Annotated in this window: 18 protein-coding genes; 3 read left to right on the top strand and 15 right to left on the bottom strand. The window is 75.5% G+C overall.

The genetic code is table 11. The features are described from left to right. Positions 1 to 42: 42 nt before the first annotated feature. The 4 genes from ACIBSW_RS39250 to ACIBSW_RS39265 form a co-directional block, all read right to left on the bottom strand. On the bottom strand, positions 43 to 4,263 hold the full coding sequence (locus ACIBSW_RS39250; RefSeq protein WP_404799603.1) for a hypothetical protein: 4,221 nt from the start codon (positions 4,261 to 4,263) through the stop codon (positions 43 to 45). Continuing rightward, entirely contained in the window at positions 4,260 to 5,747 is a 1,488-nt protein-coding gene (locus ACIBSW_RS39255; protein ID WP_354721885.1) for a replication-associated recombination protein A, read from the bottom strand. Before ACIBSW_RS39255 ends, ACIBSW_RS39250 begins: the two co-directional genes overlap by 4 nt. A gap of 78 nt (positions 5,748 to 5,825) precedes the next feature. Beyond that, positions 5,826 to 6,035, bottom strand: a complete 210-nt coding sequence (locus tag ACIBSW_RS39260) for a hypothetical protein (RefSeq protein ID WP_354721886.1) — start codon at positions 6,033 to 6,035, stop codon at positions 5,826 to 5,828. A gap of 63 nt (positions 6,036 to 6,098) precedes the next feature. Beyond that, the gene (locus ACIBSW_RS39265) at positions 6,099 to 6,665 is read right to left on the bottom strand and encodes a helix-turn-helix domain-containing protein (protein WP_354721887.1); all 567 of its coding nucleotides are present in this window, start codon (positions 6,663 to 6,665) and stop codon (positions 6,099 to 6,101) included. Positions 6,666 to 6,722: 57 nt separating this feature from the next. Here ACIBSW_RS39265 and ACIBSW_RS39270 point away from each other — a divergent pair, with 57 nt between their 5' ends. Further along, positions 6,723 to 7,181, top strand: coding sequence for a GNAT family N-acetyltransferase (locus ACIBSW_RS39270; protein ID WP_354721888.1), 459 nt, complete (start codon positions 6,723 to 6,725; stop codon positions 7,179 to 7,181). On the opposite strand, the gene ACIBSW_RS39275 is transcribed toward ACIBSW_RS39270, so the two are convergent. The 11 genes from ACIBSW_RS39275 to ACIBSW_RS39325 all read right to left on the bottom strand — a co-directional run bounded on the left by ACIBSW_RS39275 (position 7,165) and on the right by ACIBSW_RS39325 (position 18,726). Next, on the bottom strand, positions 7,165 to 7,842 hold the full coding sequence (locus tag ACIBSW_RS39275; protein WP_354721889.1) for a hypothetical protein: 678 nt from the start codon (positions 7,840 to 7,842) through the stop codon (positions 7,165 to 7,167). The genes ACIBSW_RS39270 and ACIBSW_RS39275 overlap by 17 nt on opposite strands. A gap of 14 nt (positions 7,843 to 7,856) precedes the next feature. Continuing rightward, on the bottom strand, positions 7,857 to 9,659 hold the full coding sequence (gene aspS, locus ACIBSW_RS39280) for an aspartate--tRNA ligase (RefSeq protein ID WP_354721890.1): 1,803 nt from the start codon (positions 9,657 to 9,659) through the stop codon (positions 7,857 to 7,859). Positions 9,660 to 9,722: 63 nt separating this feature from the next. Further along, positions 9,723 to 10,394 (bottom strand): hypothetical protein, encoded by a 672-nt coding sequence (locus tag ACIBSW_RS39285; protein ID WP_354721891.1) that lies wholly within the window; start codon positions 10,392 to 10,394, stop codon positions 9,723 to 9,725. Between the two features lie 125 nt (positions 10,395 to 10,519). Next, positions 10,520 to 11,089: a PadR family transcriptional regulator gene (locus tag ACIBSW_RS39290; RefSeq protein ID WP_354721892.1), complete on the bottom strand. Its 570-nt coding sequence runs from the start codon at positions 11,087 to 11,089 to the stop codon at positions 10,520 to 10,522. A 22-nt stretch (positions 11,090 to 11,111) separates the two neighbouring features. Further along, positions 11,112 to 11,921, bottom strand: coding sequence for a crotonase/enoyl-CoA hydratase family protein (locus ACIBSW_RS39295; RefSeq protein WP_354721893.1), 810 nt, complete (start codon positions 11,919 to 11,921; stop codon positions 11,112 to 11,114). A 16-nt stretch (positions 11,922 to 11,937) separates the two neighbouring features. Next, positions 11,938 to 13,977, bottom strand: coding sequence for an NADPH-dependent 2,4-dienoyl-CoA reductase (locus tag ACIBSW_RS39300; protein ID WP_354721894.1), 2,040 nt, complete (start codon positions 13,975 to 13,977; stop codon positions 11,938 to 11,940). Between the two features lie 96 nt (positions 13,978 to 14,073). After that, on the bottom strand, positions 14,074 to 15,009 hold the full coding sequence (locus ACIBSW_RS39305; protein WP_354721895.1) for a hypothetical protein: 936 nt from the start codon (positions 15,007 to 15,009) through the stop codon (positions 14,074 to 14,076). Continuing rightward, positions 14,996 to 15,370, bottom strand: coding sequence for a hypothetical protein (locus tag ACIBSW_RS39310; protein ID WP_354721896.1), 375 nt, complete (start codon positions 15,368 to 15,370; stop codon positions 14,996 to 14,998). The genes ACIBSW_RS39305 and ACIBSW_RS39310 overlap by 14 nt, the downstream gene beginning before the upstream one ends. Before the next feature lie 65 nt (positions 15,371 to 15,435). Further along, a complete protein-coding gene (locus ACIBSW_RS39315; protein ID WP_354721897.1) occupies positions 15,436 to 15,903 on the bottom strand; it encodes a hemerythrin domain-containing protein in 468 nt (155 codons plus the stop codon). A gap of 94 nt (positions 15,904 to 15,997) precedes the next feature. Further along, positions 15,998 to 17,539, bottom strand: a complete 1,542-nt coding sequence (locus ACIBSW_RS39320) for a beta-N-acetylhexosaminidase (RefSeq protein WP_354721898.1) — start codon at positions 17,537 to 17,539, stop codon at positions 15,998 to 16,000. Positions 17,540 to 17,559: 20 nt separating this feature from the next. Beyond that, on the bottom strand, positions 17,560 to 18,726 hold the full coding sequence (locus ACIBSW_RS39325) for an alanine racemase (protein WP_354721899.1): 1,167 nt from the start codon (positions 18,724 to 18,726) through the stop codon (positions 17,560 to 17,562). Between the two features lie 86 nt (positions 18,727 to 18,812). Here ACIBSW_RS39325 and ACIBSW_RS39330 point away from each other — a divergent pair, with 86 nt between their 5' ends. After that, positions 18,813 to 20,039 carry an amidohydrolase/deacetylase family metallohydrolase gene (locus ACIBSW_RS39330; RefSeq protein ID WP_354721900.1) on the top strand — a complete coding sequence of 409 codons (1,227 nt, stop codon included), beginning with the start codon at positions 18,813 to 18,815 and terminating at the stop codon, positions 20,037 to 20,039. Continuing rightward, positions 20,039 to 20,416 carry a Rid family hydrolase gene (locus ACIBSW_RS39335; protein ID WP_354721901.1) on the top strand — a complete coding sequence of 126 codons (378 nt, stop codon included), beginning with the start codon at positions 20,039 to 20,041 and terminating at the stop codon, positions 20,414 to 20,416. The genes ACIBSW_RS39330 and ACIBSW_RS39335 overlap by 1 nt, the downstream gene beginning before the upstream one ends. The last annotated feature ends 57 nt before the right edge of the window (positions 20,417 to 20,473 follow it).

Raw genomic sequence — 20,473 nt, forward strand, 5'->3', positions numbered from 1 at the left:
GTGACAACGTGCAGACCCTACCGTCAGTGACCGGCAAGCGCGTCACGAAGCCGTGGGTGTCGGGTCCAGCAGGGGATCGTTCGTCAGCACGGGGTCGGGCGTCTCGCCGATGAGGGAGGGATCGACGGCCGGTTGGGGCTTGCCACGCTGGTCGGTGATCGCGTTCTGCACCTTGATGCTGACGGTCGATCCGGTGCACTTCGACGGGTCGGCGGTGGCCACCACCCCGTCGGGCCCGGTGGACGGCAGGGTCGCCGGGTCCTGCGCCGCGACGGCGTCGACGGCGCACTCGGGCAGCCCGACCCACAGGTCCAGAGTGAACTCGTCCCGGGTCCAGCAGGTGTACTTGCCGGAGGTGGTCGGCTGCTCCGCGCACTCGCCGCCGCGCGCCTTCCAGCCGGCCGAGGCCAGCGCCGCCGAGTAGACCTTGTCGGTCTCCTCGAACGGCCGGTCGGACTGCGCGGTGCGCTCCCGGAACCGGCAGTCGAGGAAGCACCACCGGCTGCCGCTGCTGCGGTCCTCGACGTCCTTGCCCGCCCAGCCGGGCACGCTCAGGGCGTCGAGGGAGTTGAAGACCGGATCGCGGGTCGTCGAGCGGATGCCGAAGACCAGCGGGAGCAGCCCGAGCACGACGACGCTGAGCGTGACCAGGGTCAGCACCCGCAGGCGGCGCTTCTCGCGCAGCTGCGCGCGCAGCTCGGATCCGGCGCCCCGCAGGCCGCCCGGCGAGTCGTCGTCCTCGGTGACCGCCACCGCGGGCCGCGGCGCGGTCGCCCGCCCGGCCCCGGAGGGTTCACCGATCGGGGGTACGGCCACCGCGGCGGCCGCCTTCGCCCGGACCGGCGGCGGCGGGACCTGCCCGGTGCCCCGCACCGGCCGGCCGGACGCCTCGGCGGAATCCCCGGCGCGACCGGGCGGCACGTCGGCCGTGCCACGTCCCGGCAGGAGATCGGCACCACCGCGACTGCGCGGGACGTCAGGGCCGCCACGAGCGGGCGACACCGGCCTGACCGCGCCGCCGGGCGGCACCTCCGCCGTGCCACGGCCCGGACCGCGCGGGACGTCGGGGCCGCCGCGAGCGGGCGACACCGGCCTGACCGCGCCGCCGGGGGGCACGTCGGCCGTGCCACGTCCCGGCAGGAGATCGGCACCACCGCGACTGCGCGGGACGTCAGGGCCGCCGCGAGCGGGCGACACCGGCCTGACCGCGCCGCCGGGGGGCACGTCGGCCGTGCCACGTCCCGGCAGGAGATCGGCACCACCGCGACTGCGCGGGACGTCGGGGCCGCCGCGACCGGGCGAGACCGGCCTGACGGCGCCGCCGGCCGGCGGGACCTGGCCGGCACCCGGTACGGGCGGCACCGCGCCGGTGCCGCGAACCGGGGGAACCGCGCCGGCGCCGCGGGCGGGCCGGCCGGTGTCGCCGAGGCTGGTGGGTCGGCGCGCCGAAGCGCCGCCGAAGTCGTCGCCGTCCGGCTGGCCGGTGCGCGGCGGGCCGTCCGGCCGTCCGGCGGCCGGGCCGGGCTGACCGGGAAAGCCGCCAGGCTGTCCAGGCAGGCCGCCGGGCTGACCAGGCGGGCCGCCGGGCTGACCGGGCAGGCCGCCAGGCGGGCCGCCGGGCTGACCGGGCAGGCCGCTTGGCCGGCCCGGGCCGGAGAGGCCGCCCGGCTTGCCGGGACCGCCGAAGGTGCCGGGCTGACCGGGTCGCGGGGCGCCGGGCTGGCCCGGTGCGGGCAGGCCGCTCGGCTGGTCCGCGGTGCCCTTCGGGCCGCGGCCGGGTGCGTTCGGGGGCTGGCCCGGGCCGGCGCCGCCGGGCGCCGGGCGGGCCAGGCCGGTGCTGTGCTGGCCGGCCTCGACCGGACCCGTGCCCTGCTGGCCGGGGCCGGCGAACGCGGCCGGCTGGCCGGGGCCGGCCGTGCCGCGGGGCTGCTGTCCGGGCGCGGTGCGCCCGGCGCCGGGCTGCCGGCCCGGTACCGCGCGGCCACCGGACTGCTGACCCGGCCCCTGCTGTACGCCCGGCCGGCCCGGCGGCTGCTGCCGCTGACCGGCACCGGGCTGCTGCCCGGTCCCGGGAGGGCCTGCGCCGGGCGGAAGGCCAGTACCGGGCGGAAGGCCGGCACCGGGCGGAAGGCCGGCACCGGGCTGACCCGCGCCGGGACGTCCCGGGCCCGGCTGGCCGCCGCCCGGGTGGCCCGCGCCGGGGCGACCGGCTCCGGGCTGGCCCAGGCCGGGGCGACCGGCGCCGGGCTGAGCCGGACCGCCAGGCTGCGCTGCGCTGTGCTGACCCGGACCGGACAGGCCCGCGCTGTGCTGGCCGGTGCCGTGCTGACCCGGGCCGGGCTGATTGGCGCCGTGCTGGCCGGTGCCGGGCTGGCCGGTGCCGGGCGGATTCGCGCCGGTGCGGCCCTGGCGGCCCTGCTGCGGACCCGTGCGGGGCGCGCGGCCGGCGCCGCGTGCCGCGGCGGCCCGGTCGGCGGCCTCGCCGGCGCGGGCGATCTGGCCGGTCGTGCCGATGACGCCCGAGGCGCTGCCCGCCATGGCGCCGGCCCGGCCGGGCACGGCCGGCGTCCGCACGCCCTCGCGCCCCGGCACGACGGGCGGCACCACCGACGCGGAAGCGCGCGCGGGCTGGGCGCCGGTGCCCGGCGGGGGCACGGCACCGCGCCCGCCGCGCGGGCCCGGTCCGCCGCGGCGTCCCGCGGCCGCGGTGCCGGGCTCGTCATCGGGGTCGGGGACGCCGTGCTGGCCGCCGGGACGGGATCCCGGCCGGCCCGTGGTCGGCATCGCGCCGGTGTGGCGGCCGAAGGACTCACCGGACTGCGGCGCGGAATCCGGGCGACCGTGCCGGCCACCCGGCTCCGCCGGCGGCTCGGGGCGGGCGTGCGCGGAGGCGGCGTTGCGCGAGCCGAACGACTCGTTGGGAACCGCCGAGACCGGGCGGCTGGAGCCGCCGGCCGGGCGCACGGCGCCCCGGCCGCCGGTCGCGAAGCCGCCGATCTCGTCGCGCGCGGCGTGGCCGCCGGTCTGCTCGGGCGCGGCGTGGCCGCCACGGACCGGGCCGGACGGCTCCGGCGCGGCGTGACCGCCGCGCACCTGGCCCATGCCGGGCTGACCCGTGCCGGGCTGACCCATGCCGGGCTGGCCCGGCGGGACCTGGGCGGCGCCGTCGGGGCGGGCCCGGCGGCCCGGGGCGGCACCCGTGCGGCCGCCGGACACCGGCGCGGCGCTGGGGCGGCCGGGCGGCGCAAACCCGGACGGGTCACCGCCGGGGCGGCCGGGCGGGTAGGCGCCCTGGTCGGGACGGGCGTGGCCGGGCACCGACGAGACCGGCCGCGGCGCGCCGCCCTGGTCGGGACGGGCGTGGCCGGCCGGGCGGCCGGGTTCCTGATGCCGTGCGGCCCGGCCCGCGGGCGAGACCGGGCGGCCCGGCAGCGGGCCCGCCTCGGCGGGCGGCGGCATCGCGCCGCGGCGGCCGCCGGACACCGGGGCGGCCGGGCCGGGGCGGCCGGGTGAGACCGGGCGCGGCGCCGGAACCTCGGGCGCGTTGCCCGTGGCGGGCACGCCCGGCGCGGGGATCGTGTTGAAGGATCCGGTCGGCAGGCGACCGCCGGCCGGGCCCGGATCGATCTGCCGGCGGCCGTGACCGGGTGCCGGCGCGTCGTTCGGGTCGGGCACCGCCGCCGCGGCGCGGCGGCCCGGCGGCCGGATGCCCGGCTCGCTCCGGTCGATCGGCGCGTGCCGGCCGGCGGGCTCGGCCGGGGCCGCACCACGGCGGGGCGGCACCTGACCGGGCATGGGCTGACCGGGCACAGGCTGACCGGGCACGGGCTGACCGGGCACGGGCTGGCCGGGCGCGGGCCGGCCCGGCCCGGGCTGGCCGGGTGGCGACTGCCAGGCGCCGGTCGCGCGCTCACCGGGGCCGGGCGCCCGGCCCGGCGGCCGGGCACCGCTGACGGGAGCCGAGGCGGGCGGCGCCGCCGGTGACCGGGGCGCGACCGGGAACGGGGCATCGTCGACCGGGTCGTCCGGTCCGGGCGCGCTGCGGCCGCTCTTGCTGGTGCGGGCGCCGGAGGCGCCGGGGCCGATCGCCGAGCGCTCCTCCTTGGCGGTGCGCAGGTCGTCGAGCCAGCCGGTCTCCTCGCGGGGCACCTCGGCGGGCTCGACGGCCTCCGGCCGACCGCGACCGAAGAGGCGACGGCTCTTGCCGGCCTGTTCGCGCTGGTCGGCGTCGTCGTCGGGCCTGTCGGCACCGCGCCTGCTCACGGCTGGTCCTCTCCGGCGGCTACGCCGCTGTCGTTCGCCTCGGGCCCGCCGGCAGACGGGCCGTTCGCCTTGCTCCCGCCCGTGGGCGAGCCGCTCCCACCCTGGTAGGACGGGCCCCGGACGATTCTGCGCAGGCGGGGCAACCGCTCGCCGACCGCGCGTTCCGCGCCGTGGTCCGTCGGGTCGTAGTAGTCCACGCCGATCAGATCATCCGGCACATACTGCTGCCTAACAACACCCTTGGGGTCGTCGTGTGGGTACCGGTAGCCGGCGCCGTGACCGAGGCCACGCGAGCCAGCGTAGTGCGAGTCGCGCAGCGCGGCCGGTACGGCGCCGCCGCGGCCGGCGCGGACGTCGGCCATCGCCGCGCCGAGCGCGGTCGTCACGCTGTTGGACTTCGGGGCCGTCGCCAGGTGCACCACCGCCTGCGCGAGGTTGAGCTGCGCCTCCGGCAGGCCGACCGACTGGACCGCCTGCGCGGCCGCCGTGGCGACCAGCAGCGCCTGCGGATCGGCCATGCCGACGTCCTCGCTCGCGAAGATCACGATGCGCCGGGCGATGAACCGCGGGTCCTCGCCGGCCACCAGCATCCGGGCCAGCCAGTGCAGCGCCGCGTCCGGGTCGGAGCCGCGCATGCTCTTGATGAACGCGCTGGTCACGTCGTAGTGGGCGTCGCCGTCGCGGTCGTAGCGGATGGCGGCGACGTCGACCGCCTTCTCCGCGGTGGCCAGGTCGATCTCGGTGACCTGCTGCGCCTGCGCGGACCCGGCCGCCGCCTCGAGCGCGGTCAGCGCCTTGCGGACGTCGCCGCCGGCCAGGCGTACCAGATGGTCCTCGGCGTCGGCGGCGAGCGTGACCGCGCCGCCCAGGCCACGCGGGTCGGTGACCGCGCGGCGGATCAGCTGCCGCACGTCGTCCTCGCCGAGGGCCTGCAGCGTGAGCAGCACGCAGCGGGAGAGCAGCGGCGAGATGACGGAGAAGTAGGGGTTCTCGGTGGTCGCCGCCAGCAGCGTCACCGTGCGGTCCTCGACGGCCGACAGCAGCGAGTCCTGCTGGGTCTTGCTGAAGCGGTGCACCTCGTCGATGAACAGCACGGTCGGCGGGCCGCCGGCGCGGCGCTGGCGGCGGGCGGTGTCGATGACCGCGCGGACGTCCTTGACCCCGGCGGTCAGCGCCGACATCGCGACGAACCTGCGGTCGGTCGCGCCGGCGACGAGGTGGGCGATCGTGGTCTTGCCGGTGCCGGGCGGCCCCCAGAGGATCACCGACATCGGCGTGCTGCCGGTGACCAGCTGCCGCAGCGGCGCGCCGGGCGCGAGCAGGTGCTGCTGGCCGACGAGCTCGTCCAGGCCGGCCGGGCGCATCCGGACGGGCAGCGGCGAGTCGTCCGACCAGGCGGTGAAGCCGGCGGACTCCGCACCGGCCGGTGGCGCGGTGCGGATGCCGCCCGGCTCGTTCAGTGGGAACAGTCCGTCGAATTCCATGTCGGCAACGACAGTACCGGCCCGCCCTCGAGTGCCGGAAATGCACGGGAAAGCGGGCCGGGTGCCGTGATGGTCTGATCAGCCGCGCCCGGGGCGGCGGCCGTAGAAGCGGCGGCCGGTGCCGGTGCCGCTGCGCGGCCCGGCGCCGACGCCGGCCAGGTAGAGGGAGAGCAGCAGCAGCCCGAGCGACGCGAACGTCGGGAAGTTGAACAGGTCCGTGGTGCGGACGTCGAGCAGGTCGAGCAGCAGGTAGATGCCGAAGACTACGGCGGCGGCGATGGCCAGCATGGGTTCCTCCGGGGGGACGAGAGCACTTGTGGTGCTGATACCCCGGTGGTGGTCATGCGCAAACTACTCCACCCGCGGCACCGCGTGGAGGTAGAGCAGGACCTGGCGGGCGTCCGGGGCCGGGTCGGTGCCGCCGAGCGCGCGGTACTTCTCGATGACCGTGTCGAGCTCGGCCGACAGGGCCGTGAGCTGCTCGGTTCCGAGATTGAGCAGGTAGTCGGAGAAGCCGGCCGCGGCGCGCCATCCGGGCGGCTCGTCGGCCCGGACGCCCTGCCAGCGCTCGACCCGGTCGACGAGGTGCCGCAGGTGGAAGCCGTCCAGCCAGTCGGAGGCGGCGAGCGCGTCCGGGTCGCCGGCGAACGCGTCGCGCTGCCAGCTGCTGATGTCGTGCGCCGAGCGCCACCACCGCTCGCGGCCCCGCCCGGCGCCCGGCTCCTCGACGACGAGCCCGGCCTCGGCGAGCCGGCGCAGGTGGTAGCTGGTCGCGCCGGTGTTGGTGCCGAGGTCCGCGGCCAGCTTCGTGGCGGTCGCCGCGCCGTCGAGCCGCAGCCGGCTGAGCAGACGGGCACGCAGCGGGTGGGCCAGCACCTGGATCTGCTTGTTGTCGAGCCGGACCAGGGTGCGCTCCATGGCCACATGCTACTTGTGCATACATGTTGTGCAAGCATCCTGTGCAATGATTTGATCATGGTCGATACCCGCCGGGCCGGCGTCGAGGACGCCGCCGAACTCATCCGCCTGCGCACCGTGATGCTGGAGGCGACCGGGCCCTGGCTGGCGCCGGGCGCCGACATCCTGCGCCGCCAACTAAGCGACCCGGCCGACCTCGTGGCCGCGTTCGTCGTGGACCGGCCGGACGGCTCGGGCCTCGCGGCCTGCGCGGTGGGTGCGATCGACGAACGACTGCCGGGCCCGAACGACCCGACCGGGCTTCGCGGCTACGTCTACAACGTCGCGACCGATCCGGAATACCGCCGCCGCGGATACTCGCGGGCCTGCATGGGCGCGCTGCTGAGCTGGTACGGCCGGCGCGGCGTCGCCGCGGTGGACCTGCGCGCCTCCCCGGAAGGCGAACCGCTGTACGCCGCGCTCGGATTCCGGCGCACCGCGCAGCCCGCGATGCGCCGCATCAGCCCAGGGCGTTGACCGCCTTCGCGATCACCAGGGCGGCCGTGACCAGCGAGATCGCCGCCTCCAGCATCATCGTCAGCTTCGCCCAGCGCGAGAGCGGCATCGTGTCGGTCGGGCTGAACGCGGTCGCGTTGGTGAACGCCAGGTACAGATAGTCGGCGAACTGCGGCCGCCAGTGCGGCGCCACCATGCCGGGCGAGGTCATCTGCGGGAAGAGGAAGTCCGGGTAGCGGTCGGTGCCGGCCGCCCGCGCCGGCGCGCCGCCCCGGTCCAGCTCCCAGTACCAGACCGCGAACGTCAGCACGTTGATCAGCCAGATCGCGGCGCCGCTGCCCAGCAGCCGGGCCGCGCTGCCGGCGCCCTCCCCGGTGGCGAGCTCCTCGACCAGCACGAACACCGACCAGGCGGTGCCGAGGCTGGCGACCCCGATCAGCAGGAGGCTGAGCCGGCGCAGCGCCGGCGTGCGGCGCTCCAGCCGGATCGGGTTCGCCGCCACCAGCAGCGCGATCATGACGATCTCGATCGCGGGCAGCGCCCACCACGCGCCGAGGTTGTAGCGGTCCGGCAGGGCGACCTGCAACCCGATCATCGCCAGGATCGCCGTGGTGTACGGCCAGTGCCGCTCCCCCTGGCTCAGCTTCCGCCAGGACGGCAGCCGCTCCAGGTCCTCCTCCATGCCGGCGGCGCGGCTCAGTTCGTGTGCTTCACCGGCACGGCGACGCCGTCGGTACCCGGGATCGCGGCGCCGGGCTTCGGCTTGGCGTCGATGCCGGCCTCCAGCCGCTGCTGCGCGGTGACCGGGGTCGGCGCGCCGGTCAGCGGGTCGAAGCCGCCGCGGGTCTTCGGGAACGCGATGACCTCGCGGATCGACTCGTTGCCCGAGAGCAGCATGCAGGTGCGGTCCCAGCCGAGCGCGATGCCGGCGTGCGGCGGCGGGCCGTACTTGAACGCCTCGAGCAGGAAGCCGAACTTGTCCTGCGCCTCCTCCGCGGAGATGCCGAGCAGGTCGAAGACCCGGCTCTGCACGTCGCCGCGGTGGATACGGACGCTGCCGCCGCCGATCTCGTTGCCGTTGACCACGATGTCGTACGCGTAGGCCAGCGCCCGGTCCGGCGCCTCCTCGAAGTTGTCCATCCAGTCCGCGTTCGGCGAGGTGAAGGGGTGGTGCACGGCCGTCCAGCCGCCCTCGTCGGTCTTCTCGAACATGGGCGCGTCGACGACCCAGCAGAACGCCCACGCCGAGTCGTCGATCAGGCCGGAGCGCTTGGCGATCTCGATGCGGGCCGCGCCGAGCAGCTCCTGCGCCTCGCGCCGCTCGCCGGCCGCCGCGAAGAAGACGGCGTCGCCGGGCTTGGCGCCGACCGCGTCGCCGAGCCCGGCCAGGTGCTCGGCGGACAGGTTCTTGGCCACCGGGCCGCGGGCCTCGCCGGTCTCGGCGTCGAGCACCACGTAGGCCAGGCCGCGCGCGCCGCGGGCCTTGGCCCAGTCCTGCCAGCCGTCGAGCTCCTTGCGGGTCTGCGCGGCGCCGCCGGGCATGACCACCGCGCCGACGTAGCCGCCGGCGTCGATCGCGCCGGCGAAGACCCGGAACGACGTGCCGCGCAGGTACTCGGTCAGCTCGGTCAGCTCGACGCCGTACCGCAGGTCGGGCTTGTCGGAGCCGTAGCGGTTCATCGCGTCGGTCCAGGTGATCCGCGGGATCGGCGTCTGCACCTGGTAGCCGGCGAGCTCGCTCCACAGCTTGACGACGAGCTCCTCGCCGAGCTCGATGACGTCGTCCTGGGTGACGAAGGACATCTCGATGTCGAGCTGGGTGAACTCCGGCTGCCGGTCGGCGCGGAAGTCCTCGTCGCGGTAGCAGCGGGCGATCTGGTAGTAGCGCTCCATGCCGGCGACCATGAGCAGCTGCTTGAACAGCTGCGGCGACTGCGGCAGGGCGTACCAGGAGCCGGGCTGCAGGCGGACCGGCACCAGGAAGTCGCGGGCACCCTCGGGCGTCGACCGGGTCAGGGTCGGCGTCTCGATCTCGTTGAAGTCGCGGGCGTGCAGCACCTCGCGGGCGATCTGGTTGGCCCGGCTGCGCAGCTTCAGCGCGCCGGCCGGGCCGCTGCGGCGCAGGTCCAGGTAGCGGTACTTGAGCCGCAGGTCGTCGGAGGCGGTGACCGCGTCGTCGACGGGCAGCGGAAGCGGCGCGGCCTCGGAGAGCACCTCCAGCTCGACGGCGGTGACCTCGACGGCGCCGGTCGGCAGCTCGGGGTTCTCGTTGCCGTCCGGGCGCTGGGTGACCTCGCCGGTGACCCGCACGCAGAACTCGTTGCGCAGCGCGTGCGCGTCCTCCTCGCGGAAGACCACCTGCACGACGCCGGAGCCGTCGCGCAGGTCGACGAAGATGACGCCTCCGTGGTCGCGCCGGCGGGCGACCCACCCGGCGAGCGTCACCGTCTGACCGGCGTGGCTCGCGCGCAGGTTACCGGCGTCATGGGTACGGATCACGGAAACGTCTCCTCACAGAATTTCACAGGGCGCACCCGACATTGTGTCAGCTACGCCCCGCGCTCACCGCACGGCCCACGAGGTTGCCCGCAGGTTCGCCGTGCCGTCGGCGGTCACGTCGATGACCTCGACCCGGACCACCAGCGCGCCCGCCCGGTCCGCACCGGCGTCGATGCCGGGAGCGGCGCTGGGGCCGGGCGAGGCGGCGGGCGGACCGGTCAGGACGCACAGCACCAGGCCCTTCTGCGCGGGGACGGCCGTGGCACCCAGCGCGCTCACGCCGGCGCAGCCGTCCTTCGGCGGGCCGCCGGTCGCCGCGCCCGGCCCCAGCGCCAGCCGCGGCGCCGCGCCCTTCTCGCAGAAGCTCTGATAGCGCAGGTCGCCGGCCGCCGCGGGCACGCCGACCCGCGGCTCGTCCAGGTCGACGAAGGTGGTCGTGCCGCACCCGGCCTGGATGAGCAGCCGCTCGCCGGAGTACCCGGCGACCGGTGCCGGCGCGCGGCGGAAGGCCTCCTCGGCCCGGCCCAGCGCCCGCCAGGCGATCAGCACCGCCCCGGCGGAGACGAGCAGCGCGAGCATCGCCAGCAGCACGGCGAAGACGACGCCGCGGCGCGGCGGCGGCTCGGCCGGGCCGTCCCAGTCGGCCGAGGCGAGGCGTTCGGTCGGGCCGTCCTCGTACGGGTCGGCCGAGGCCGGCCAGGAGGTGGTGGAGTTGGCGGCACGGAATACGGACATGGCACGGCTCCGCTCACATGGCGACGAGGGGTGCGCTCACACCATCGGGCGCAGAACACCGCAGACCGGCATGGAAGCACTCTAAGATCGCGAACCGGCCGCGGCCCATCCCCCGAATCGGGAGGTCACCCGGGCGTGGGATCGGGGTAGCGCCGCGCGAGGATGTCCAGCGCGCGGCGCCCCCAGGCGATGTTCTCCCGCTCGAAGCTGATGCCGCGGTGCAGCGTCAGGTAGGGGCCGATCCGGCTGCCGGTGGCGAGGAACTCGTCCTCGGTGCGGCTGCCCAGGATCTCGGCGAGGCTGTGTTCGTAGGCGGCCAGCCGCCGGCCGCTGGACTCGACGTGTGACCGGATCGAGGTCCGGACGCAGGCGACGTCGGCGTGCGCCAGCGCCTCCACCTGTACGAGGAGCTCGTCCCGGACGGTGGTCGGCTTCGGTTTCCGCCGGGTGAACTCGCGGAGGGCGGCCCGCCCCGCCTCGGTGACCGAGAAGAGCCGCTTGTCGGGGCGCTTGTCCTGTTTGACCACGCGCGCCGACAGCAGGCCCGCCGCCTCCATCTTCTCGAGCTCGCGGTAGAGCTGCTGCGGCGTCGCGGTCCAGAAGTTGGCGACCGAGACACTGAACTTCTTCGCGAGGTCGTACCCCGACGATTCGCGGTCGATCAGGGCAACCAGCAACGCGTTTCTCAGTGCCACGGTCGCATCCTACGGACCTCGCTCACCGGGCCCGGGGCTTGAACTCGGGCGTGGTCTTGGTCTGCGCGGCACGCCGCAGCACGCCGGTGTTCTCCAGGCGCAGCAGCCGCAGCTGCGCCCACCGCTCCCGGGCGAAGGTGCGGCGGGCGCTGCTGGTCAGCGCGCCGTCGATCAGGCGCTTGGCCGCGGCGATCGCGTCCGGCGACCTGGTGAGCAGCGACTCGGCGAAGTCGGTCGCCGCCCGTACCGGATCGTCGTGCACCTCGGTGACCAGGCCGATGCGCTGCGCCTCGGCGCCGGAGATCTGCTCGGCGGTCATGGTGAGCCGCTTCGCGACGTCGAGGCCGACCACCTCGGTGAGGCTGCGGATGCCGGTCATGTCGGGGATGATGCCCCACTTGCCCTCCAGCACCGACCACTTCGAGTCGGGCGTCGCGAACCGCAGGTCCGCGGCGAGGGCGATCTGGACGCCGCCGCCGTAGCAGTGGCCGTGCACGGCCGCGATGACCGGCACGGGGATGCGCCGCCAGGCCCAGCAGGCCTCCTGGAAGCGGTTGGTGCCGCGCCACGGCGCCGGCACGAACGCCCGCGCGACGCGGCCGGGGGTGCGCAGCGCGCCGGCGATGTCCAGGCCGGAGGTGAACGACGCGCCCTCGCCGGCGATCACGACGGCGCGCAGCGTGCGGTCGCGGCGCAGCCAGCGCGCGGTACTGATCAGATCGTCCAGGGTGTCCAGGGTCAGCGCGTTGAGCTTGTCCGGGCGGTCGAGGCGCACGTGCGCTATGCCGTTCTCGACCCGGGTGCTCACGTACTTGGTCACGGGCTTCGTCATGGTTCGGTTCCCTAGGTCAGAGGCGGGCGGCGAGCTCGGTCGCCTGTTTGATCGCGCGCTTGGCGTCGAGCTCGGCGGCGACGTCGGCGCCGCCGATGACGTGCACCCGCACGCCGCGCTCCTCGAGCGGGGCGACGAGGTCGCGCACGGAGGTCTGCCCGGCGCAGAGCACCACCGTGTCCACGTCGAGCACCCGGCGCTCGCGGGGTGACTTGGGGTCGCGCGGGTCGGCGGGCACGGAGATGTGCAGCCCGTCGTCGTCGATGCCCAGGTACTCCACCGCCCGCAGCATGGTGACGCCGGCGTCCTGCAGCGTGGCACGGTGCACCCACCCGGTGGTCTTGCCGAGGCCCTTGCCGAGCGCGCTCTCCTTACGCTGGAGCAGGTGCACCTCCCGGCGGGGCGGCGCCTTCACCTTGGTGGTCAGGCCGCCGGGCGCGGTCTGCGGGTCGGTGACGCCCCAGCGGCGCATCCAGTCCTCGAGCGGCTCGTTCGGCTCGTGGATCAGGAACTCGGCGGCGTCGAAGCCGATGCCGCCGGCCCCGATGATCGCGACCCGGTCCCCCGCGGTCGCGTCGCCGCCGATCAGCTGCTGGTAGGTGAGCACCTTCGGGTGGTCGGCGCCGGGGATGTCCGGCACGTGCGGGCGTACGCCGGTGGCGACGACGACCTCGTCGAAGCCGGCCAGCTCGGCCACCGTCGCCCGGGTGGAGAGGTGCAGCGTCACGCCGCGGACGTCGATCATGTGGCGGTAGTAGTCGAGGGTGCGGGCGAACTCCTCCTTGCCGGGTATCCGGGCGGCGAGCCGGAACTGGCCGCCGATGGTGTCCTCGGCCTCGAAGAGCTCGACCCGGTGTCCGCGGCCCGCCAGCTCGATCGCGGCGGCGAGCCCGGCCGGGCCCGCGCCGACGACGGCGACCCGCTTGACCGTACGGGTGGGCAGCAGGTTCAGCTCGGTCTCGTAACCGGAGCGCGGGTTCAGCAGGCAGGTGGCCCGCTGGTTGCGGAAGGTGTGGTCCAGGCAGGCCTGGTTGCAGGCGATGCAGGTGATGATCTCGCGCTCGCGGCTCTGCGCGGTCTTGGCGACCCACTCCGGGTCGGCCAGCAGCGGGCGGGCCATCGAGACCAGGTCGGCGTCGCCGGCGGCGAGCACCTGCTCGGCGGCCTCCGGGCGGTTGATCCGGTTGGACGCGACGACCGGTATCGACACCTCCTTGCGCAGCTTCCCGGTGACCCAGGAGAACGCCGCGGCGGGCACCGAGGTGACGATCGTCGGCACTCGGGCCTCGTGCCAGCCGATACCGGTGTTCAGGATCGACACGCCGGCGTCCTGCAGCCCCCGCGCGAGCTCGACGGTCTCCTCCCAGGACTGGGCGTTGTCGACCAGGTCGAGCAGGCTGATCCGGTACTGGACGATGAAGTCGTCGCCGACCAGCTCCCGGGTGCGCCGGACGATCTCGAGGGGGAACCGCATCCGCTTGGCCGCCGTGCCGCCCCAGGCGTCGGTCCGGTCGTTGGTGCGGGCGGCGAGGAACTGATTGATCAGGTACCCCTCCGAGCCCATGATCTCCACGCCGTCGTAGCCGCCGCGGCGCGCCAGGGCCGCGGCGCGGGCGAACGCGGTGGCGGTCCGGTCGACCTGCCGGGTCGTCATCGCCCGCGGCCGGAACGGCGTGATCGGCGACTTGCGGCCCGACGCGCCCAGGCTGAACGGGTGGTACGAGTAGCGGCCGGCGTGCAGCAGCTGCAGGAGGATCTTGCCGTCGTGCTCGTGGACGGCGTCGGTCACGACGCGGTGCGCGGCGGCGTGGCGTTCCCGGGTCATCCGGCTGCCGAACGGCGCGAGCCAACCGCGCCAGGTCGGCGCGTAGCCGCCGGTCACCATCAGGGCGACGCCGCCGCGGGCCCGCTCGGCGAAGAAGGCCGCCAGCTTGGGCAGGTCCCGCTCCCGGTCCTCGAGCTTGGTGTGCATGGAGCCCATCACCACCCGGTTGCGCAGCACCGTGTGGCCCAGGTCCAGCGGGCTGAGCAGCGTGGGGTACCTGTCGCTCGTCATCGGGCTCCTCCGTCCTGCTTCCCGGCGGCCGTCCCCGGGAACACAGCGGAGCCAATATACAAAGAAATGCATAGTAAAAAAAGTGACTAGGGTGGCTCACTCCCGGAGCAGGGCCAGCGCCGCGAGGATGGCGGCGTGGCGTTCGGCGTGGCGGCCGTCCTCCGGCGGCGGGCCGAGCGCCAGCACCGGGTGCGTGACCCGGTAGGTCATCCGGTAGAGCACGACCTGGGTCGCCACCATCCGCCACTGCAGGGTCCGGGCGGCCGGCGGCCGATGGCCGAGCTCGGTGATCGTGAACCAGGCCGGGAACAGCGCGTGCGTCTGCACCGCGGCGTCGATGCGGTCCTGGACGTGCACCGCGAGCTCCTCGGCCACCGCCGTGCCGCGGTGCGCCCGGTAGGTCTGCTCCCGCCGGGCGTCCTCGGCCAGCGCGACCCGGGCGGCCTCGACGCCCTCCAGGGTGGCGCGCAGCTCCTCGGCCTGCGCGCGCATCAGCTCACGCTCGCGCCGGTACGCGGCCGCGGCCCGGCGGAAGGCGCGGCCGCGGGCCCGCCCGCCGGCCAGCGCCCGGCTGGCGTCCAGCGCCCGCTCCCGGGTCTCCTCCGCGCCGCGTTCCAGCTCCTCGTACGCGGTGACCCGCGCACCGTGCGCCGCGCGGATCTCGTCGTCCAGGATGGTGCATCGGATGTCCTCGGCCTCGCGCACCACGTCGACCAGCGGCTCGAGGACGGGCGAGATCTCGTCCAGCTCGACCGGCAGGACGCCGTGCTCGAGGCGCAGCCGCCCCTCGATCAGATGGATCTCGCCGCTGAGCCGGGCGATCGCCTGGCGGGCGCCGCGCAGCTCGCCCAGCCGCACGTCGCTGGCGTCGATGCGGGCGTCCAGCTCCCGGGCCCGCTGCTCGGCGGCCTTGCCGACCTGGTCGATCTGCTCGATCAGCTGGCCGCGCAGCACGCCGATCCGGCGACGGAACTCGTTGCGCAGCCCGTCCGCGACCCGGGCCAGATCGGTCTGCTCGTCAAGATTGCTCACGCGGCGCCTCCCCCGGGTCACCGGGCGCGCGGCCGCGGGCGCCGATCCAGACGACGACCGCCGCGACGAGCAGCGCCAGCGCGCCGATCAGCGCGTACTCGGGCAGGTAGCCGGCCGCGACCGCGGCGGCGGCCAGGACGACCAGGACGAGCAGCGCGACGGCCGCCAGCATCCGGCGCCGGGCCACCCGGGCGTCGACCCGGTCGAGCACCGCGATGAGGTCGTTCGTCGCGTCGAAGACCCGGACGAGCTGGTCGGCGTGGCGCTCCTGCTCCGGCGTGAGGCGGCTCAGCACCGCGTGCCGGGCGGCCAGCTCCCGCTGGCGCTTGAGCGTCTGGTCGCGTAGTTGCGAAGCACGCACACGGACCCCCACCTGGTCACGGAGAACTATCCCAAAAGCACTGAGTGCTGTCGAAACTGTACGTTCTACCCGGTGAGACCGGTCAATCCCACGGACGGGTCGATGGCGTTCAGGACGGCGACGAGCCGCTTCTCCTCGCCGATGAAGTGGGTCTCCAGGATCGCCGCTAGCCCGTCCAGCTCGCGCCGGATCCAGGTCACCCGTTCGCGGTCGTCCTCGCCGCGCAGCCGGGCCGCCGCCGCGCTCACGCCGGCGAGCAGGCCGGAGATCACCTGATGGTCCCGGACCAGCCCGGCCAGGAACTCCCGCAGCTCGGGATGGCGCCGCTCGAGCTCGGGGAACACCGTGGTGTCCTCGCCGGTGTGGTGGCGGGTCACCGCGGCGCAGAAGGCCAGGCAGTGCACGCCGAGGTCGCGCTCCGCGACGACACCCTCGCGCAGGTCGGCCAGCCGGTCGCGCAGATCTACGTGAATCTCGATCAGTTGATTTCCGTACGCCAGGAGGCGGGCGTACTCGCCGGAGGTCTCGGGCACATCGGTCCAACGGTCCGGCGCCTCCATGCCCGCGGCGGGTCGCCGGGCGCACTGCGACGCTGCCGATCATCCGATCAGGCGCCCGCTCCCGGCGTCAAGGGCGGCGCAGGTCAGCCGTCATCGCGCGCACCTCGGCGAGCCGGTCGGCCAGGTCCCGGGGGTGGCCCGGCGCGCCCGGGCGGGCGTCGCCGGGACGCGGCCCCGAGGGCGGCCGGTAGTTGACGCCGAGCGCGTCGAGGCGCCTCAGATGCGAGCCCAGCCGGGCGTGGAAGTCCGCGAGATCGCGCCCGGCCGGGCACCAGGTCGCCTCGGCGAACGCGCACAGCCGTGGGTAGGTCTGGTAGTCGACGCGGCGCGGCGACTCCATGTGCTCGGTCCAGACGTTCGCCTGCGCGCCGATGATCCGGCGCTGCTCCGCCGCCGTCAGGCCGGCCGGTACCGGCTCGAACGCGTACACGTCGGCGACGGTCAGCAGGGTGCCGACCGGTGTCGGCTCGCCCGAGTCGTCGGACTGGCGGTAGTCGAGGTAGACCGAGGTGTCCGGGCAGGACACCACGTCGTGGCCGGACCGGGCGGCGAGCACGGCCGGCTCGGCGCCGCGCCAGGCGGCGATGGTGGCGCCGGCGGGCGCGCCGCCCGCGAGGATCTCGTCCCAGCCGAACACCCGGCGGCCGCGCAGCGCCAGGTGCTCGGCCATCCGGGCGGTGAACCAGGCCTGCAGGCTCTCCGGCCCGGACAGACCCGCCGCGGCGATCCGCTCGCGGGCGTCCGGGGTGTCCCACTCGACGGTCGGGCACTCGTCGCCGCCGATGCCGATCAGCTCGCTGTCGAAGATCGTGCAGACGTGGTCGAGGACCTCGCGGCAGAAGTCGAGCGTCTCGTCGCGCAGGTTCAGCACGTGCGGCGAGACACCCCAGGACGTGCGGACCTCGCGGGCCGGGCCGCTGCCCAGCTCCGGGTACGCGGCGATGGCGGCCTGCATGTGCCCGGGCATGTCGATCTCGGGCACCACGGTGACGTGCCGCTCGGCCGCGTACGCGACGATCCGGCGCAGGTCGTCGGTGGTGTAGAAACCGCCGTGCGGGCTCGGGTCGTACCGGCCGTGCTGCCGCGAGCCCAGCATCGTCGCCGCGCGCCAGGCGCCGACCTCGGTGAGCCGCGGCCGGCCGGGCACCTCGACCCGCCAGCCCTGGTCGTCGGTCAGGTGCAGGTGCAGCACGTTCAGCTTGTGGAACGCGGCCAGGTCGATGAAGCGCAGCACCCCGGCGACCGGCATGAAGTGCCGGGCCACGTCGAGCAGCACCCCGCGCCAGGCGAACCGCGGCGCGTCCTCGATCCGGACCGCCGGCACCACCAGCGGGCCGTCGCCGGTCCGGGCGCCCAGCGCGGCCGCGGGCAGCAGCTGCCGCAGCGTCTGCGCGCCGTAGAACACCCCGGCCGGCGAGCCGCCCCGGATGTCGACGCCCCGCCGGCCGACGTCCAGGACGTAGCCCTCCGGCGGCAGGTCGGCGGCGAGCCGCAGACCGATGCCGCCGGCCGGGATCTGGCCGCGCAGCCAGGCCGCGACGCCCTCCAGCCCCGGCTCGGCGAACAGCGGCGCCGCGCCGGGCAGCGCGAACCCGCCATCCCGGCGCACGACCGACGCTGGACGTGGGATCACAGGTAGGTGTGCAGCACGTCGACGACCACGTCCGCGTCGTCCACGACCGGGATGAAACGCCACTTGTCGAACGCGGTGCAGGGGTGCGACAGCCCGAACCGGATGAGGTCGCCGACGGCCGGCGCGCCGCCGGTCACGTACGCGTGGTGGTCGTTGAGCCGGGTCACGGTGTACCCGTCGGCCGTCGGCAGGCCCTCGTCGAACGGCACGTCCCGCTTGCCCATCCCGACGATCGCCAGCCCGGGCTCCGGCGTGGACAGCACCTGCGCCCACAGCTCCAGCGCCGCGGCGAGCGCGCCCTCCCCCGGCTCCCGGTTGAACGGGGTCCGCTCGGAGTAGAAGCCGTCGTCGTGGGTGACCGAGGCGCCGCTGCGCAGCACCGCCCGGACCCGGTGCCCGTCGAGCCACTGGCCCTCCAGGGCCTTGATCACGCGGTCGAACCAGGCGCTGCCGCCGGCCGAGACGATCGCCTCGGCGGGCAGCAGGCCGGCCATCGCCCGCGCCGCCGCGACCAGCGTGGCCAGGAAGTCGTCGACCGCGGCGGCGTCCGGCAGCGCGCCCTCGTAGGCGGTGACCCCGGCCGGCACGACCCCGGGCGCCGCGGCGGCCGCGCGGGCCACGGTCAGCGCCTCCTCGACCGTACGGCAGCCGGTGCGCCCGCCCGGGTGTCCCAGCTCGACCAGCACCGGCAGCCCACCCGCGGCCGCGACGGCCTCGACCGCCGCCACCGAGTCGACCTGCACGAACACCTCCCAGCCCCGGGCCGACTCGGCCGCCAGCCAGCGCAGCGCGGTGGCGTCGAGCACCTCGTTGGCGATCAGCACCCGCGGTACGCCGAGCCGGCGCAGCACCAGGGCCTGGCTCGCCGTCGCCACGGTCAGCGCCCACGCACCCGCCGCCAGCTGCGCCTCCAGCAGCGTCGGCGCCATCGTCGTCTTGGCGTGCGGCGCGAAGGAGAACCCGTGCCGGGCCGCGTACGCGGCCATCGTCGCGACGTTCGCCCGTACCGCCGAATCCCGGACCACCAGCAGCGGCCAGGTGAAGGAACCGTCGAAGAGCGCGTGCCGGGCCGCGGCGAAGTCACGCACCGTCACCCCGCCCGAGGGCAGCCAGAAGCCCTTGGCCCGCCAGTCGATGAGCTCGTCCGGGATGTTGACGGTCATGTCGTTCCCCTCAGGCTTGACCACGATGGAGCCTCTCGCGCACGCTACTACGGACCTATTGCGCGAAACGGAGGCTCGGCCGGTACATGACCTACGACCTGCTGCTGGCCGGCGGCGACGTCTTCGGCGCGGGCCGGGCCGACCTCGCCGTCACCGGCGGCCGGATCGCGGCGGTCGGCGCCGGGCTGGCCCGCGACGCGCACGCCGTGGTCGACGTCGCCGGGCTGCTGGTCACGCCCGGCCTCATCGACCTGCACACCCACGTCGGGCCCGGCTACTGGGGCATCGATCCCGACCCGATCGCCTGGTACTCCGGCGTCACCACCTGGGTCGACGCCGGGTCGGCCGGCGCGTACACCCTGGGCGGCCTGCGCCGGGCCGTCGCCGGCGCGGACGTGCGGGTGCCGGTGCTGCTCAACATCTCCGCGGTCGGCCTCGCCGGGCGCACCGGCGAGAGCCGCGACCTGGCCGCCTGCGACGCCGGCCTGGCGATCGAGACGGTGCTGGCGCACCGCGAGCTGATCCGCGGGATCAAGGTCCGCATCGACCGCGAGACCGTCGGCGCGAACGGCGTCGAGCCGCTGCGCCGCGGCGTCGCGGTCGGCGACGCCTGCGGCATCCCGGTCATGGTCCACATCGGTACCGCCCCGCCCGGGCTCGACGAGGTCCTCGACCTGCTGCGCCCCGGCGACATCGTGACGCACTGCGCCAGCGGCATCGCGGCGCCGCTGGGCCCCGCCGTGCACGCGGCCCGCGAGCGGGGGGTGCTGCTCGACATCGGGCACGGCTCGGGCGGGTTCGCCTTCGACGTGCTGGAGCGGCAGATCGCGACCGGGCTGGCGCCGGACACGGTCTCCACCGACCTGCACGCCCGCTCGGTGCACGGCCCGGCGTTCGACCTGCCGACGACGATGGCCAAGCTGCTCGCCGCCGGCCTGCCGCTGACCGAGGTCATCACCGCCGCGACGTCGGCCGCGGCCCGCGCCCTGCGCCTGCCCGGCGGCACCCTGGACGTCGGCGCGCCCGCCGACCTCGCGGTGTTCCGGATCGAGGAGGGGCCGTTCGAGGTCGTCGACGCGCACCGCCAGGTCCGGCACGCACCACTGCGGCTGGTCAACGAGGCGACCTACGTGGCGGGCCGGCGCCTCGTGCCGCGGCTGCCGGCACCGGCGGCGCCGTGGGTGCCGCTCACGCCCGCCCAGCGCGCCGCCCTGGACCGGCGCGAACGCGACGTGCGCGCCCTGCTCACCGCGCCGCTGGTCGGCGCGGACGGACTCGCCGAACAGTTTTCCCGACCCACCAGGAGCCCATGATGCCCAAGCGCGCCATCGTCACCGACCAGGCCGCGCCCGCCGGCGGCCCGTACTCGCACGCCGTCGTCGCCGGCGACACGATCTATCTGGCCGGCGCCGTGCCGGCCCGGCCGGACGGCAGCTGGGTGACGGGCAGCTTCGCCGACCAGGCGCACGCCGCGTTCCGCAACCTGGCGGCCGTGGCGCAGGCCGCGGGCAGCAGCCTCGACCAGGCCGTCCGGGTCGGCGTCTACCTGCGCGACTTCGCCGACTTCGCCGAGCTCAACGAGATCTACCCGCAGTACATCAAGGGCGAGCACCTGCCGGTGCGCACCACGCTGCCGGTGCCGCTGGTCGGGTTCGACATCGAGATCGACGCCGTGCTCTACACCGGCTGAACCGGGGGTAACACGCCGGAAACGTCGAGCTGCGAGCATCGGACGCGATCAAGGAGG

Origin of the sequence: Actinoplanes sp. NPDC049668 (assembly GCF_044465445.1) — a bacterium.
Classification (GTDB): domain Bacteria; phylum Actinomycetota; class Actinomycetes; order Mycobacteriales; family Micromonosporaceae; genus Actinoplanes.

Coding starts and splice junctions, on each gene's coding strand:
- ACIBSW_RS39255 (WP_354721885.1), bottom strand. CDS start 5,747: ATGGAATTCGACGGACTGTTCCCACTGAACGAGCCGGGCGGCATCCGC.
- ACIBSW_RS39335 (WP_354721901.1), top strand. CDS start 20,039: ATGCCCAAGCGCGCCATCGTCACCGACCAGGCCGCGCCCGCCGGCGGC.
- ACIBSW_RS39325 (WP_354721899.1), bottom strand. CDS start 18,726: ATGACCGTCAACATCCCGGACGAGCTCATCGACTGGCGGGCCAAGGGC.
- ACIBSW_RS39285 (WP_354721891.1), bottom strand. CDS start 10,394: ATGTCCGTATTCCGTGCCGCCAACTCCACCACCTCCTGGCCGGCCTCG.
- ACIBSW_RS39270 (WP_354721888.1), top strand. CDS start 6,723: ATGGTCGATACCCGCCGGGCCGGCGTCGAGGACGCCGCCGAACTCATC.
- ACIBSW_RS39300 (WP_354721894.1), bottom strand. CDS start 13,977: ATGACGAGCGACAGGTACCCCACGCTGCTCAGCCCGCTGGACCTGGGC.
- ACIBSW_RS39265 (WP_354721887.1), bottom strand. CDS start 6,665: ATGGAGCGCACCCTGGTCCGGCTCGACAACAAGCAGATCCAGGTGCTG.
- ACIBSW_RS39260 (WP_354721886.1), bottom strand. CDS start 6,035: ATGCTGGCCATCGCCGCCGCCGTAGTCTTCGGCATCTACCTGCTGCTC.
- ACIBSW_RS39295 (WP_354721893.1), bottom strand. CDS start 11,921: ATGACGAAGCCCGTGACCAAGTACGTGAGCACCCGGGTCGAGAACGGC.
- ACIBSW_RS39330 (WP_354721900.1), top strand. CDS start 18,813: ATGACCTACGACCTGCTGCTGGCCGGCGGCGACGTCTTCGGCGCGGGC.
- ACIBSW_RS39275 (WP_354721889.1), bottom strand. CDS start 7,842: ATGGAGGAGGACCTGGAGCGGCTGCCGTCCTGGCGGAAGCTGAGCCAG.